17 protein-coding genes are annotated in these 13948 nt (G+C 40.5%); 9 read left to right on the forward strand and 8 right to left on the reverse strand.

Annotated features, from left to right (window positions below; translation table 11 throughout):
- Genes I6F10_RS12425 through cyaY form a run of 6 tightly spaced genes read right to left on the reverse strand, consistent with a single transcriptional unit; the run spans position 1 to position 5893 of the window.
- Positions 1-1110: a heme biosynthesis HemY N-terminal domain-containing protein gene (locus tag I6F10_RS12425; RefSeq protein ID WP_197098915.1), complete on the reverse strand. Its 1110-nt coding sequence runs from the start codon at positions 1108-1110 to the stop codon at positions 1-3.
- A complete protein-coding gene (locus tag I6F10_RS12430; RefSeq protein ID WP_197098916.1) occupies positions 1107-2948 on the reverse strand; it encodes a uroporphyrinogen-III synthase in 1842 nt (613 codons plus the stop codon). The genes I6F10_RS12425 and I6F10_RS12430 overlap by 4 nt, the downstream gene beginning before the upstream one ends.
- Positions 2949-3887 (reverse strand): hydroxymethylbilane synthase, encoded by a 939-nt coding sequence (gene hemC, locus I6F10_RS12435; RefSeq protein WP_138489810.1) that lies wholly within the window; start codon positions 3885-3887, stop codon positions 2949-2951.
- 35 nt (positions 3888-3922) lie between these two features.
- Positions 3923-4894, reverse strand: coding sequence for a DUF2914 domain-containing protein (locus I6F10_RS12440; RefSeq protein ID WP_197098917.1), 972 nt, complete (start codon positions 4892-4894; stop codon positions 3923-3925).
- 22 nt (positions 4895-4916) lie between these two features.
- A complete protein-coding gene (locus I6F10_RS12445) occupies positions 4917-5573 on the reverse strand; it encodes an alpha/beta hydrolase (protein ID WP_197098918.1) in 657 nt (218 codons plus the stop codon).
- Positions 5570-5893 (reverse strand): iron donor protein CyaY, encoded by a 324-nt coding sequence (cyaY, locus tag I6F10_RS12450; protein ID WP_002960979.1) that lies wholly within the window; start codon positions 5891-5893, stop codon positions 5570-5572. The genes I6F10_RS12445 and cyaY overlap by 4 nt, the downstream gene beginning before the upstream one ends.
- 341 nt (positions 5894-6234) lie before the next feature.
- Here cyaY and lptM point away from each other — a divergent pair, with 341 nt between their 5' ends.
- From lptM to I6F10_RS12490, 8 genes are all read left to right on the forward strand, one after another.
- Complete coding sequence (lptM, locus tag I6F10_RS12455) at positions 6235-6429, forward strand: LPS translocon maturation chaperone LptM (protein WP_024594615.1); 195 nt, start codon at positions 6235-6237, stop codon at positions 6427-6429.
- A complete protein-coding gene (lysA, locus tag I6F10_RS12460; RefSeq protein ID WP_002960983.1) occupies positions 6430-7683 on the forward strand; it encodes a diaminopimelate decarboxylase in 1254 nt (417 codons plus the stop codon).
- Positions 7684-7747: 64 nt separating this feature from the next.
- Positions 7748-8578, forward strand: coding sequence for a diaminopimelate epimerase (gene dapF, locus I6F10_RS12465; protein ID WP_182674459.1), 831 nt, complete (start codon positions 7748-7750; stop codon positions 8576-8578).
- Entirely contained in the window at positions 8575-9186 is a 612-nt protein-coding gene (locus I6F10_RS12470; RefSeq protein ID WP_197098919.1) for a DUF484 family protein, read from the forward strand. Before dapF ends, I6F10_RS12470 begins: the two co-directional genes overlap by 4 nt.
- Positions 9183-10127, forward strand: coding sequence for a tyrosine recombinase XerC (locus I6F10_RS12475; protein WP_024594613.1), 945 nt, complete (start codon positions 9183-9185; stop codon positions 10125-10127). The genes I6F10_RS12470 and I6F10_RS12475 overlap by 4 nt, the downstream gene beginning before the upstream one ends.
- A 10-nt stretch (positions 10128-10137) precedes the next feature.
- Positions 10138-10845 carry an HAD-IA family hydrolase gene (locus I6F10_RS12480; RefSeq protein WP_197098920.1) on the forward strand — a complete coding sequence of 236 codons (708 nt, stop codon included), beginning with the start codon at positions 10138-10140 and terminating at the stop codon, positions 10843-10845.
- A gap of 28 nt (positions 10846-10873) precedes the next feature.
- Entirely contained in the window at positions 10874-11977 is a 1104-nt protein-coding gene (locus I6F10_RS12485) for a retroviral-like aspartic protease family protein (RefSeq protein ID WP_197098921.1), read from the forward strand.
- Between the two features lie 21 nt (positions 11978-11998).
- Complete coding sequence (locus I6F10_RS12490) at positions 11999-12355, forward strand: HopJ type III effector protein (protein ID WP_002960998.1); 357 nt, start codon at positions 11999-12001, stop codon at positions 12353-12355.
- A 10-nt stretch (positions 12356-12365) separates the two neighbouring features.
- Here I6F10_RS12490 and I6F10_RS12495 read toward each other — a convergent pair whose 3' ends face one another.
- Both I6F10_RS12495 and I6F10_RS12500 read right to left on the reverse strand, forming a co-directional pair.
- Positions 12366-12773, reverse strand: a complete 408-nt coding sequence (locus I6F10_RS12495) for a GNAT family N-acetyltransferase (RefSeq protein ID WP_165743258.1) — start codon at positions 12771-12773, stop codon at positions 12366-12368.
- Between the two features lie 40 nt (positions 12774-12813).
- A complete protein-coding gene (locus I6F10_RS12500) occupies positions 12814-13119 on the reverse strand; it encodes a DUF6482 family protein (RefSeq protein WP_002961002.1) in 306 nt (101 codons plus the stop codon).
- Positions 13120-13208: 89 nt separating this feature from the next.
- On the opposite strand from I6F10_RS12500, the gene I6F10_RS12505 reads away from it, so the two are divergent.
- Positions 13209-13901: a pseudouridine synthase gene (locus I6F10_RS12505; RefSeq protein ID WP_165743257.1), complete on the forward strand. Its 693-nt coding sequence runs from the start codon at positions 13209-13211 to the stop codon at positions 13899-13901.
- Positions 13902-13948 lie beyond the last annotated feature (47 nt).

Genomic DNA, 13948 nt, shown 5'->3' on the forward strand with positions numbered 1-13948 from the left:
TTATTGATATAAAACGAGCGCCTTTTCTGCTTGTGCACTATTTTTATAACTCAACACAGCTTGTTCAGAGAACTGTTTTTTATTGTCGCTATTCAGTGCTTTATCAAAAATTCTAGCTGCTAAGTCATAATCACCTTTAGCATTAGCAAGGCAAGCCAGCGCAAGTAATAGTGAATTATTTGAATCATCCTTCTTAAGGCGTTCTTGAATGCTTATTTGCAACTTAGCTGCATCGGCTGCTGTTGCTTTACTTAATATATTTGCAAGCTCTAAGTGTTGCTCACTATGCTTAACCATCTTAATTAAGTCACTTTCAATAACAGCCAATTGACCTGCTTGCGCCATTTGCATTAAATATGCGGTGTGGGCATGAGCTTGCAGCTTTTTCGGTAGCTGTTTATATTTTTCACTCAGCTTGTCTGCATCTAACGCATTAAAATAAGCACTAAATAACTGCGTCCACTGTACATCAGTAAGTGCTTTTTTGCGCAGTAAACGCGGCAAAAAGTCTTCCAGCGCACTAAAGTGTTGTTGCTGTACTAATACTTCTGCATAAAGCTTTAACTCAAGTGCGGTGGCTTTTTTAGCTTCTGCGCTAATACGCATTTGTGATTCAATCGCGCTACTGTCGCCACTTGCCAACCATAGCTTTGCTACTTTTAATTGATGCTCTGGGCTTATTTCAAATAAACGCTCAAGTGCTTTATCTGTTTGATTATTAGCAAGCGCTGCTTTTGCAAGTAATGCTAAGCGAATATCTTCAAACTTATCTGGTACGCTATTACCCGATAAAGCCTGTTCTACGTGCTCGTAATCATCATTAATTGCACTCCAAAGAGCCTGCTCAATAGCTGCTTGTTTGCGCTCTTGGCTACGTGCAAAAAAGCCATGCTTAGTATTATGATAAATCGATAATAAATAACGAATTAACTTATATGTTAAATATAAAACAACAGCGGTAATGACTGCCATTATACAAAACGATACTATCGTGCCTTCTATCGTCGTATTGTTAAATGAAATAAGTACATAACCTTTTTCATCTAGAACGAATGGAGTAACCGCTAGTACAACAACAATAGCTACAATTAAAATAATTAGCCCTATCATTGCGCCCACTCCTTAACCTTTTGTGTACTGTTTAAGGTTACTTTTGGATTAAAGTTAAGCTGCTCTTTTTCAAGTTTAGACAACGCTTTAAGTACCGTTTTAGTTGTATCATCGTCTTGCTTAAAGTACTCACCAACTAAACGTTTTGCTTCACTTAAGGCGCTAAAGAAAATACTCGCCTGCTTACTCATAAGTGCATCTTGTGCCTGAGTTATATTAAGCTTGATTCGTTGATTTATTAAATGGCGCTCTTGATCCGTAAGTAATGGCTCAATGGAAACACCCTCGTGCTGACGAATAGTAATAAAGCTATCCACAATTTTATTCCAGCTATTACTCAAGTTTTGCTGCCAATCACTCACGTCACCACTTAAAGCATTTTCATCTATTGCAGCTGCTTCTTCTGGTAAATTAACTGCATTAAAAACTAAGTCGTCAATACTGCTTAGTACACTGTTTAGCTGTAAATAAATAGCCTCTGTTGCAACAGGTTTAAGGCTATCAAGTGTTTGTATATCTTGCATAATCGCTTGGCGAACTTCAACTGTTCCTGGGTGCTCACTAAGTAATCCATCTAAGCGTTTTAAAACAGCACTAGTGCCTTGGTAGTCTTTTTCAGCCCATAGTTTAAACTCAGCCATACGCTGTAAGCTGGTTACTTCTTGCGGGTTTAACGATGAGCCTTGTTGCTGCGCCTTTTGCAAAGCCGCTTTTAGTTCTTGCTGATTTTGAACTGCACTTTCATTTAGGGCTGCGGCAACTTTTTCTTCACTATTAAACAGCGCTTGTTGCAAATTAGATTGCGCCGATTTAAGTGCTTGCAGCTCCTGGGTGAGTAACTTATTTTGCTCGCTTAACTCATTAACGGCTAGGTTTTGCGCCTTACCAGCATTTAATTTTTGATAAAACTCGTATCCAACACCAGATGCCACAATTAACGAAATAAGAAGCGCAAGTACTGCAACCTTACTTATTTTTTGTTTACTTTTGTCTGCCGTATTTTTTGTAGCTGTAGGCTCTTGCTTAGTTGATTTAGCAGAGGTCGTGTTAGCTATTGTTGGTGTGGCTTTTTCTGCCGTTACTGGCTTTGACTGTTCGCTCATGTTGCTACCTTGCTGATTTATGCAGGTAAACATAGCATTATCGCTAGCCCCTGCTGCAATGTGTATATTAGCCGAACTTACCTGTTGCAGCTTTAAATAAGCGGCTATACGCTCGCTGGCAACATAAAATCGGCACTGTTGTAACCATTGTAGTTGGTGTGCAGTAAGGCTTTTAAATATAGCATCAACTGCTGCATTACTTGTTATGACTATACCGTGTACATTCTGGCTTTTCCAGTGGTCTGTCCAGTTGAGGGTAATACTCTCTGTCGGTTCACGTTTGTACACAACACAATTATTTAAAAAAGCACCGCGCTCTTTGAGCGTTTTAGCTAACTCAGGGCGGCCACCTTGGCCCTTAACTAATACTATATTACAGCCATCCACCTCGGCGAGTGATTTAAGCGCAAGTAACCCTTCTGAATCATACTGCTTTGGTACTGCTGCGCGCACACCAAATTGCTCATATATAACATCGGCTGTTTGTTGTCCAACCGCATAAAATTGCGCTTTGGTATTTATATCTGGTTTTAATTGCGAAAGTGCACTGACTGCATCTTGCGATATAAATATTATTTTATCTGCATTTAATAGTGGACTAAGCTCAGTGCTGGAGGGTGTTAAATGCGTTATTTTTAATACCGGAAATAAAGACGCCTGATAACCCGCTTGCTCAAGTTGCTGTGCAAGGGCTGCGCCTTTTCCTTCGGGCCGAGTTATCAGAATATGTGTCATTTATGCGTCTCTATAAACTTCAGCTAATATTTTGTCTGCACCTTGAGCTAGTAATTTTTTAGCAAGCTCAATACCTAGTTTTTCTGCGTCATTTACATGGCCTGTTACTTCGTCACGTAAAATTTCGCTGCCATCAACAGCACCAACTAAACCACGTAAATGCACTTGTTCGCCATCAACCAATGCATAAGCACCAATAGGAACTTGGCAACCACCTTCTAAATAGCGATTCATCGAACGCTCTGCGTTTACGCGAATACGTGTTTGTGTATGCTCAAGTGGTGCAAGTAATGCTTTGGTTACTTCATCATCAATACGACATTCAATACCTACAGCGCCTTGACCATTTGCTGGTAATGACACTTCTGGCTCAATGTAGTCAGCAATACGCGACTCCATTTCTAAACGAATAAGCCCTGCAGCCGCTAAAATAATAGCATCATATTGGCCGTCATCTAATTTACCTAAACGCGTATTTACATTGCCGCGTAAATCACGAATATCTAAATCAGGGCGAAGTGCCTTAATTTGGCACTGGCGGCGTAAGCTCGAAGTACCAACAATAGCGCCTTGTGGTAGGGCACTTAAATTAGCGAAATTGTTTGATACAAACGCATCGCGTGGATCCTCACGCTCACAAATAGTATGCAGTGCTAGCCCTTGAGGAAACTCTACTGGAACATCTTTCATAGAATGTACGGCAATATCAGCTCGGCCATCTAGCATGGCTTGCTCTAGTTCTTTAACAAATAAGCCTTTACCGCCAATTTTGGCCAATGGCGTATCTAAAATTATATCCCCTTGTGTCGACATTGGGACTAATTCTACGCGCACATCTGCATGAAAACGCTCAAGCTCTGCTTTTACAAATTCGGCCTGCCAAAGTGCTAGAGCGCTTTTGCGCGTTGCGATGCGTACTAATTTTGTTTTTTCTGTCATAGGGGTATCCAATTAATTACTGCGTTTAGCCAGTTTTAGTCAGCTAAAATTCTAAATTCTTTTTGGGCAATTAAATTACCTTGCTCATCAACTACATCAACACGCCAATGACCTGTTTGTGTGTTCATTATATTTTTTGTTGAGTACGTTCTGTAACGAGGCGAAGTAACATTAAGTGTAATTTCAGCCATCGTTTCACCTTCAAACGACCAAACATGCTTAACTTGCTGGCCTTGAAGGTTTTTAATCTCGCTAAAAAACGATAACCCTTCCTCAAACTGGCTTAACCTAATATCAGCAGCAAACACATTAGTAGGCTCACGCTTACTTACTTTACGAGTAAGTACCGCACGACTAATTTTACCCGTGTCTATTTGCGCGCCCAATGCCACACTTGCCACATGTGCTGTAGAGGAAAAACCTTCAGTGCCACTCAATGCGCCATCATCACTTTCTAACTCTAAAAGTAAGTCACTTTGACTAGCAGGCTCAGTTACGTTTTGGGCTTCTGCGGTTTCTTCTTGCACATCATTATCAAGGTTTGAGTTTAACTCTGTATTAATACTTTCGCTTTGATCAGTAACAATATCGTTGTTAGCCAACAAAGCCGAGGTATTATTTACAAGGTCTACTTCGGCAGGTGTATTACTTGAAATGTGAGTCTCATTTTGCTCAGCTAACAAAGGTTCAATACTCGCTTGAGTTACCTCTGCAGACTCAGCTGGGGTATTGTTTACTGATGATTGAGGCTCAACATCCATTACCTCATCGCTTGTTTGGTTTTCAGCGTTACTGCTAAAACTTAAGAATTGTTCCTGCTCATTTGGGTGCTCACCTTGCTCTGCATTAACAGAGGTGGTTAAGCCATAAACAACTGCTGCAGAGGTCATTAATACCAACATAGCAATACTCACAATACGACGCCAATTCCACTCGTAGCTTACCGTTGGTACGCTCTGTTGTAATTCGCGTTTAACATTTGCTTTTATAACTATTTTTTGACTCATATTGACCTCAGCGGTTCCAAAATTAGCTTAAACGAGCAATTAACCATTGGCGAATAGCTTGCAATTCTTCTGCGCAAACTTGATGAGCCATTGGATATTCTTGCCAGCTTACATCCATGTTATGTGCTGTTAATACTTCAAACGCATTTCTACCCGCACTCTGCGGTACAACGTTATCTTGGCTACCATGAGCCATAAATACGTTTAAATCAGAATGTTTTGCTTCATCAGCAAATTTGTGTGGCACACACATATAAGTAGAAAGCGCCATAACACCCCCAAGCTTTTGCTCAAAGCGCGGCGCTAAATGCAAAGACACAACACCACCTTGAGAAAAACCAGCTAAAATTATTTTATTAGCAGGAATGCCATTAGCAATTTCTTTATTAATTAACTCTTCTACCTTTGCAGCAGAATCTCTTACGCCTTGTTCATCGGCACGCTTATCTAATTCTATAGACTTAATATCGTACCAAGAGCGCATTTCCATGCCACCATTTATGGTGACCGGTTGCACTGGCGCATGCGGAAAAATAAACCGTATACCAAGCTCGCTTGGTAAATTTAGCTGCGGGGCTACTGGCGCAAAACCATCCCCAGAGTCACCTAAACCATGTAACCAAATAACCGTTGCTTTATGTTCACTTTGGGCTGCATATTCTACAAATTCTAAACTCATAGTGATGATTGCCACTTAACTTCTTGGCCTGCTTGGCGAGTTGAGGCTTCATTTATAAACGCCCAAAATTCAGCGCCAGAGCGGTTATCAATCCATAACCCATCACGCATTTCAAAATGATGTCCGTTAAACTTAGTCGCAACCCATACTTGATGAAGAGGTGCTTGCTTATTGATCACTATTTTACTTTTATCAGGAAAAATAATTTCTAAAATACCTTGTGCCGATTCATAATCTAAATCAGCTTCGCAATCATCAACCTGCTCTTCAATAGTGAACATAAGAGCTTCGGCTAATTGGTGATATTCGTGTTCAGTCATTGTTATTTCCTTTGCAGGCGAGCCGCCTAATATTGGGTACGTTTTAGCTTTAAATTAGCTTTAAAAATGTGCAGCTAGGGCCTGTTAACCTTTCAGGATTGAAATTTGTTCTATCTAGGGGCGATTTAATCGCGGCGCCAGGTTTGTAACCTAGTGGACTAAGTTAAAACCGAGCAACAAAGAGCAAATCGTTCCTAGGACGAACCCAACGGGCAGCGCAAATTCAACCTCGAGAGATAAACAAGCCTTAGTGTAACAGGAATAAAATCATCCGCGAATAGCTGCATTTTTTAGATATTCTGTTACTCTGCGATTATAAAGCCAGCAACCGTATTAATCTAATGAAAGCGACACATACCTTACAATTAAAAAGACTATTAATAAGCACTGTACTGTTAAGCGCCTTAGCTGGCTGCGGACAAAGCGGTCCGTTATATTTACCAGAGCAACAAACAGAGCAAAACCAACCTCAAAATACAGCTAAACCAGCCACTACCGCTGAGCAAGCTAAAGCATCGCAAAGTCAGGAGCAATAAATGGATTATTTTAACTACAAAAACAACCAATTATTTGCCGAAGACGTCAGCGTAGCAAGCATAGCGCAGCAATATGGCACGCCGTGTTATGTATACTCGCGTGCTACATTTGAGCGCCATTACTTAGCATTTGCTAACGCCACTAAAAATCATAAAAGCTTGGTATGTTACGCTGTAAAAGCAAACTCAAATATTGCCGTACTTAATATATTAGCGCGCTTAGGATCGGGTTTCGATATTGTATCTAAAGGTGAACTAGCGCGTGTAATTAAAGCGGGAGGCGATGCTTCTAAAGTGGTTTTTTCAGGCGTGGCTAAAACGTCTGACGAAATAGCTTACGCATTAAAACTGGGCATTAAATGTTTTAATGTAGAGTCGGCGTCTGAGCTTGAACGTATTTCTGAAGTGGCTTGCGAGCTTAACCTAGAAGCGCCTATTTCTATTCGCGTAAACCCAGACATAGATGCAAAAACACATCCGTATATTTCTACCGGTTTAAAAGAAAATAAATTTGGTATTGATATTCAAACAGCAGTGAGTGTTTATCAACAAGCAGCGGCTTTACCTGGTTTAAAAGTAATTGGTGTCGATTGCCATATTGGCTCTCAATTAACGCAAGTTAGACCTTTTTTAGAAGCCCTTGATAAATTAATGGCGCTTATTGATGAGCTAAAAACTAACGGTATTGAGCTAACTCATTTAGATATTGGCGGCGGTTTAGGTGTGCCATACGACAACGAGCAACCACCACACCCAAGTGAATATGCAGCGCAAGTTACCGAACGCTTAGCTAACTACAAACATCTTGAACTTATTTTTGAACCAGGGCGCGCTATTGCAGCTAACGCAGGTATTTTGGTTACTCAAGTTGAATTTATCAAACAAAACCAAGACAAGTTTTTTGCCATTGTCGATGCAGGTATGAACGATATGCTTCGCCCTGCGCTTTATCAAGCGTGGCAAAAAATTATTCCGGTATCCGTTCGCGACGACGAAACACCTACTCACAACTTTGATATTGTGGGTCCGGTGTGCGAAACCGGCGACTTTTTAGGAAAAGACCGTGAACTAGCGCTTAAACAAGGCGATTTACTTGCACAACGAAGTGCGGGTGCATATGGCTTTACAATGAGCTCAAACTACAACTCGCGCCCGCGTGTTGCAGAAATAATGGTAGATGGTCAGCAGCATCACCTTATTCGTGAACGCGAAACTATTGAAAGCCTTTATCAAGGTGAGAAAGTTTTACCATAAACGTTTTTGTCTACTAGCTGCTCTGTGGCATGATTAGCACAGAGCAAAACCGAATTAGAGCGCTATGTTAGTTAATTTTTCCAAAATGCACGGCTTAGGTAACGACTTTGTTGTGATTGATAACATTACACAAAATGTTTTTTTGTCGCGAGACCAAATCAAAAAACTGGCAGATCGCCACTTTGGCATTGGCTTTGACCAATTGCTGATGGTTGAAGCACCATATTCACCTGATCTCGACTTTCATTATCGAATTTTTAATGCCGATGGTACCGAAGTAGAACAATGCGGTAACGGCGCACGCTGTTTTGCCCGCTTTGTACGCATGAAAGGCCTTACTAACAAGCACAAAATTAGTGTATCGACTAAGTCGGGCAACTTAACGCTCTACATAGAAAAAGACGGTCAAGTAACTGTTAACATGGGCCATCCTAATTTTGAGCCAAGTAAAATTCCGTTAAAAGCCAGCAAACGCGAGCTTACTTATATTATTAGAACGCAAGAACACACTGTATTTAGTGGCGCGGTATCTATGGGTAACCCACATTGCGTGCTAGAAGTTGACGACGTAACCACCGCGCAAGTTGATGTATTGGGTCCATTACTCGAAAACCACGAACGCTTTCCGCAAAAAGCGAACATTGGCTTTATGCAGGTTGTATCGCAAGAACACATTAAGCTAAGAGTGTGGGAGCGCGGCGTTAACGAAACCCTAGCCTGTGGCACAGGTGCGTGTGCAGCAATGGTGATTGGTCATATGCAAAATAAATTATCAACAACCGTTCAAGTAGATTTGCCGGGCGGTACTTTGCAAGTGCGCTGGAGTGGTGAAGGTCATCCGGTACGCATGACTGGTCCCGCAGAGCATGTTTTCGACGGACAAGTAGCGCTATGAGCGAGCTAAGTACAGAGCAGGTTATTGATTACTTACAGCAACATCCTGACTTTTTAGTTCATCACCCTGAGCTACTCGCACAACTTGAGCTGCAACAGCAAGCTCAAGGCGCAACGTCACTAGTACATATTCAGCAACGTAAATTACGCGAGCACAACACGCTTTTAAAAAGCCAAATAGATGCTATGAGCAAGCATGCAACGCAAAACGAGCTCGTATATCGTTTGTTTAGCCAATGTCATCGCCAGCTTTGGAATCATGACGATTTTGACACTCTTGCAAATAATCTACGCAATATAATCTGCTCAAGTGAAGATGTTAACGACTGCAAATTAGTAAAATACAATCCCGAGTACGACGAGCTTATTGCGCATCGCCTTACCCATTCTGGGCATTATTTAGGGCGAATTAATAAACAAGAGCGCGAACAATTATTTAGTGAAGATACACAATCCGTCGCTATTTATTTAATTGGCGACACCAAGCACCCTATCGCTATTTTGGCGTTTGGTAGCAATAACGTAAACCATTTTGAGCCCGCGCAAGATAACCTGTTTGTGCTCGACTTTATAAACGCATTACACCTGCGGTTACAAAAACTAGCATGAGTGACGATGCGCCTAATATTACCGCGCTGAGCGACCACTGGCGTACACCCATAACGCTATTTAGCGATTATTTAAAGTTTGAAAAACAATATTCAGCGCACACAGTTAATCAATACGTAAGCCAACTTGGCTTTGCAGCCCTATATTTTAGCAAACTATGTGATGACTGGTTTGGCGTACAAGGCGAACATATTCGCCGCTACAGCATGGCACTGCGATCAAAGCAATTAAGTGGCCGTACAATTAGCTTAAAGCTCAGTTGTATTCGCAGCTTATATAAGTTTTTAAAAGCAAAAAATATTGCCGAGCAATCGCATTACCATAATCCGGCAATAGGTATAAAAGGCCCTAAGTTTGCAAAGCCCCTACCTAAGAATCTCGATGTAGATCAAATGGCACGCTTGCTCGAAATACCCGACGACGAACCTCTCGCAATTAGAGATAAAGCAATGATGGAGTTAATGTATTCATCAGGGCTGCGTATAAGCGAGTTAGTTGGCGCTAATATGCAAGATATTAGCGCTGCCAATGGTGAAATTTTAGTGCGTGGTAAAGGTAATAAAGAGCGATTAATTCCGGTGGGCAAAAAAGCGCTAGACGCATTAAAAAAATGGCTCACAATACGCCCTCAGTTTGCAAAGCCCGATGAAATAGCAGTATTCTTAAGTAGCCAAAAAAACCGTATTTCGATTCGCCAAGTACGCCTACGCATGCAAGAGTGGGGAATAAAACAAGGCATTAGCTCGCAGGTTCATCCGCATAAGCTGCGCCACTCGTTTGCGTCACATATTTTAGAATCATCTGGTGATTTACGCGCCGTGCAAGAGTTACTAGGGCACAGCAGTTTGTCGGCTACACAAGTGTATACGCATTTAGATTTTCAACATTTAGCCAAGGTGTACGACAACACTCACCCTCGTGCAAAAAAACGAACTGATTAGGTAAATAAAAATGATCCGATTTAATCGTGCTATTAAGCCATTTTCTGTCATGAGCTTTGATTTAGACGACACTCTTTACAACAATCACCCCATTATAAAAGCAGCGGTTAAAGCGCAGCAAAATTATTTAAACGCGCTCCCGAGCTACTTAGCCCAAGGCCCAAAATACTGGCAACAATGCCGCAATGAGGCCGTATTAAAGTTACCTGAACTTGCTGATAACGTCACTAAATGGCGCCAACATACACTGCGCTTAGCCCTCTCTAAACTAGATTTGAACGAGCAAGAGGTAGAGTATCATGCCCATGCTGCCTACAACGCCTTTGCCGATGCGCGCAGTAAAATAGTGGTAACCGACGACGTACTAAAGCTGCTAGATAACTTAGCCCAGCACTTTACGCTGGTTGCAATTACTAACGGTAACGTTGAAATTGAACGCTTTAACTTACACGATAAATTTGAACTCGTACTGCAAGCAGGTATGCACGGTAAAGCAAAACCTCACAGCACCTTATTTGATAAAGCCGCCGAGCACTTAAACGTTGCTAAAAGTGAAATTTTACATATTGGCGATAGCCTAGATACCGACGTACAAGGCGCAAATAATGCCGGTTGCCAATCGGTATGGTTAAACGATCAAGGCGCCAATTATGCTTATAAAGGGCTGGCTGATATTGAAATAGCCAATATTCATGCCTTAACGCACTTTATTAAATAATACCAATTGCATTAAATAAGAGGTCACAATGAGCCACTATACCAAGCTAATTACCTTGCTATTAATTGGCTCACTTAGCCTTAACGCTTATTTATTGTGGCCGCAGCCCGCGTTAACTAAAGCAAAAAAAACACAAGGTGCTGAAAAAAGCATATCGCCTAAACAACAAAATACGCTATTAAATACGGCAAAGCAGCAGTTTAAAAAACACCAATTTGAAGCCGCACTTAGTAGCTATCAACAACTCAAAAACAGCAATCCAGAAATCGCAAAAAACCTTTATTCATCGTGGCTAGTGCAGCTTAAAACATGGCTAAATAGCAATTTATTACTCAGCGAATCATTTCTCAATGCGCTATTAAATAACAGCCCTTATAACGTAGAGTTACTTAATTTACAGGTTGAGTATTTAATAAATAGCGAGCAAACACAAAACGCCATTATTGCTTTATTTGAGCTTAATTCATTACTACCTGCTGATCAGCAAAGTAATGTAAATACACGTTTAAATACGCTCACTCAAAACGAATTACACACATTAACTGAGCAACAAAATTGGCAAGCTATTATTGAGCAAACACAAATTTGGCTTGATTATAAAAGCGATAACGCGCAGTTTTTATATCCGCTTGCGTACGCCTACTTTCAGCAAGGCGATTTAATTAGTGCACAAGCAACCCTTGATCGAATGCCAAACCAGCACAATCTAAAAAGCCAAGTGCAAACACTGCAAGCGATGATCAATAAAGCACAATCGCAAGACGACTTTGTTGCTTTAACGCCTTACGGCGCGCACTACTTAATAAACACCGAAATAAATAATAACCTATCAACCGAACTAATGATTGATACAGGCGCAAGCGTAACCTCACTACCTACAAATATTATTGAGAAAATTTCGCCACAGCCTTTATATTTAGGCGATGTAACGGTAAATACAGCGAATGGTCAAATTGTTGTAAAGCGTTATCAAATTGAATCGTTTAAAGTGGGCTCGCAAATTATTTACGGCTTTGAAGTGCTAAGCATTGAAAACACCCGTGGGCAAGGTTTGCTAGGAATGAACTTTTTATCGCGATTTAAATTCAATATAAATCAGCAAACAGATGAGCTAGAGTTGAGCGCTAAATAATTAAAAACCCAAAGGTAACACATGACACTAAATAACTATTTAAAAGCACTTGCTGAAAACCCAAAAAGCATTCAATTTACCGATACAATGGCCGTGATAGAAGCAAATTACGACTTTACTGCATGTGGCTTTAATAACCATGGATTACTTAGCGCTGCGAGTGAGAACAACGGCTCGTGTAAAATTTTTGCGTTTGCTAAATTAAACGATTTAAGTAAACAAAATACGTTGGATTGTTTTGGTAAGTTTTACCGAGAAGACGTGCTGCAAAACCCTAAAGGGGATGATCATATGAACATTCGCACGTTTATGTTAGCACCAGAGGCAACACCTTTTTTAGGTATTACCTTTGAAGGCGAGCCACTAAAAGCGAAATAGCCAGCAAAAATTAAAGTGCTTTTTCCATAAAGTAACGCGTACCTGAGCGTGGGTAATTATTAAGTTGATACTTAACACTATAACCGCGCTTTTCATAAAAGGGTTTTGCTTGAAAATCAAGTGTATCAAGCTGAGCAGTTGTAGCACCTAGCTCAATAGCTGCTGGTTCAAGTGCCGTTAGCAGTTTATCTGCAAGCCCTTTACCTCGCGCACTATCGCTACACCAAAGCCAACTAATCATCAGCCAGTTTCCAAACACACACCCACTAATACCGGCAACAAGCTCGCCCTGCTCATCAGTAAATTTATAGCCTAATGGCACTCTTTGCACATCAAAATGCTCGGCGTTAAATTCAACCATTTGTGCGCGAAGCGCTGAGTTTAACGCATCGGTATTATCTACTTTTAATTGATACATTTATCGCCCTTAAAAAGCAGATACTAGCAAATTAGCTCAATCAATAAAGATTATTTTTACCATAAGGTACTTCAAGCATATTGCTGCTGGTTTTATCCGGCTGGCCGCACATTTCGTCGTAAGCGCTTGTTTGCCTTAACATCATCTGTGCGTACGCTATTTTTTCAAAACGTTTTTGTACATGCAGTGGGCTGAGTGCTCTTAAAAACTCACCGCTGTCTTCTGTTACATAATATTCAACGTTATTAATCATCACTGATACTTGATAAAGCGCCATATCTAACGAGTGAACAATAACTTTTTGTAGCGGTTCGTGCTTTTTTAACTGTGAAAATTTAATACCCATCATGTTTACCTTTTTATATTTAGCATTATTGATACGCAGCTTTGCTATAATCGCGATCAAATTTTTATTAGCCGCTGGCGTCACACGTTATGATCACAAAAATTCGACTCGCTAAATATATTGCCCATGCAGGTATTTGCTCTCGTAAACAGGCATCGCGTTTAATTGATGAAGGTGTGGTGACTGTAAATAATCGCCCAGCAAATCATATAGATCACGTTGATGAGCAAGACACAATAATAGTGAACGAAAGAGAAATTAAAGGTGCTGCCGATTTAGTTTATTTTGCGTACCACAAACCAGTAGGTATTGACTGTAAATTAAATATTGATGACCCTGCCAGCCTTATTCACCATTTGCCCACACTCACCCGTGTTTACCCTATTGGTCGATTAGATAAAGACTCTCGCGGTTTGCTTATTTTGACCAACGATGGGGATTTTTGTAATCAACTAATACATCCTGACTTCCACCAGCCTAAACATTATTTAGTCATCGTAAATAAGCCTTTAGACGATGATTTTTGTAAAAAAATGGCAGCAGGCGTACCCGTTGATAAACACATAACCCTGCCTTGTGAGGTAAATAAAATAGCCAGTAATCAGTTTAGTATTGTTTTAAAACAAGGGCTAAACAGACAAATACGTAAAATGGCGCATTACTGCGGATACAAAGTAATTGACTTATTTAGAGTGCAATTTAGTGACCTCACCCTTTCAAAGCTAAACCTACCTGAAAACCAATATATACAAATTAATAAAAACGATATTTCAAAAATCTAATACCAAGTCACTTAACTATATCTCAAAAAGTTAAAAATAAACTTGCA

Origin of the sequence: Pseudoalteromonas sp. SWYJZ98 (assembly GCF_015864495.1) — a bacterium.
Taxonomy (GTDB): Bacteria; Pseudomonadota; Gammaproteobacteria; order Enterobacterales; family Alteromonadaceae; genus Pseudoalteromonas; species Pseudoalteromonas distincta.

What these genes read in the sequence shown, in the direction of transcription:
- I6F10_RS12425 (WP_197098915.1), bottom strand. Translation starts at nt 1,110, where the DNA reads ATGATAGGGCTAATTATTTTAATTGTAGCTATTGTTGTTGTACTAGCG.
- I6F10_RS12430 (WP_197098916.1), bottom strand. Translation starts at nt 2,948, where the DNA reads ATGACACATATTCTGATAACTCGGCCCGAAGGAAAAGGCGCAGCCCTT.
- hemC (WP_138489810.1), bottom strand. Translation starts at nt 3,887, where the DNA reads ATGACAGAAAAAACAAAATTAGTACGCATCGCAACGCGCAAAAGCGCT.
- I6F10_RS12440 (WP_197098917.1), bottom strand. Translation starts at nt 4,894, where the DNA reads ATGAGTCAAAAAATAGTTATAAAAGCAAATGTTAAACGCGAATTACAA.
- I6F10_RS12445 (WP_197098918.1), bottom strand. Translation starts at nt 5,573, where the DNA reads ATGAGTTTAGAATTTGTAGAATATGCAGCCCAAAGTGAACATAAAGCA.
- cyaY (WP_002960979.1), bottom strand. Translation starts at nt 5,893, where the DNA reads ATGACTGAACACGAATATCACCAATTAGCCGAAGCTCTTATGTTCACT.
- lptM (WP_024594615.1), top strand. Translation starts at nt 6,235, where the DNA reads ATGAAAGCGACACATACCTTACAATTAAAAAGACTATTAATAAGCACT.
- lysA (WP_002960983.1), top strand. Translation starts at nt 6,430, where the DNA reads ATGGATTATTTTAACTACAAAAACAACCAATTATTTGCCGAAGACGTC.
- dapF (WP_182674459.1), top strand. Translation starts at nt 7,748, where the DNA reads ATGTTAGTTAATTTTTCCAAAATGCACGGCTTAGGTAACGACTTTGTT.
- I6F10_RS12470 (WP_197098919.1), top strand. Translation starts at nt 8,575, where the DNA reads ATGAGCGAGCTAAGTACAGAGCAGGTTATTGATTACTTACAGCAACAT.
- I6F10_RS12475 (WP_024594613.1), top strand. Translation starts at nt 9,183, where the DNA reads ATGAGTGACGATGCGCCTAATATTACCGCGCTGAGCGACCACTGGCGT.
- I6F10_RS12480 (WP_197098920.1), top strand. Translation starts at nt 10,138, where the DNA reads ATGATCCGATTTAATCGTGCTATTAAGCCATTTTCTGTCATGAGCTTT.
- I6F10_RS12485 (WP_197098921.1), top strand. Translation starts at nt 10,874, where the DNA reads ATGAGCCACTATACCAAGCTAATTACCTTGCTATTAATTGGCTCACTT.
- I6F10_RS12490 (WP_002960998.1), top strand. Translation starts at nt 11,999, where the DNA reads ATGACACTAAATAACTATTTAAAAGCACTTGCTGAAAACCCAAAAAGC.
- I6F10_RS12495 (WP_165743258.1), bottom strand. Translation starts at nt 12,773, where the DNA reads ATGTATCAATTAAAAGTAGATAATACCGATGCGTTAAACTCAGCGCTT.
- I6F10_RS12500 (WP_002961002.1), bottom strand. Translation starts at nt 13,119, where the DNA reads ATGGGTATTAAATTTTCACAGTTAAAAAAGCACGAACCGCTACAAAAA.
- I6F10_RS12505 (WP_165743257.1), top strand. Translation starts at nt 13,209, where the DNA reads ATGATCACAAAAATTCGACTCGCTAAATATATTGCCCATGCAGGTATT.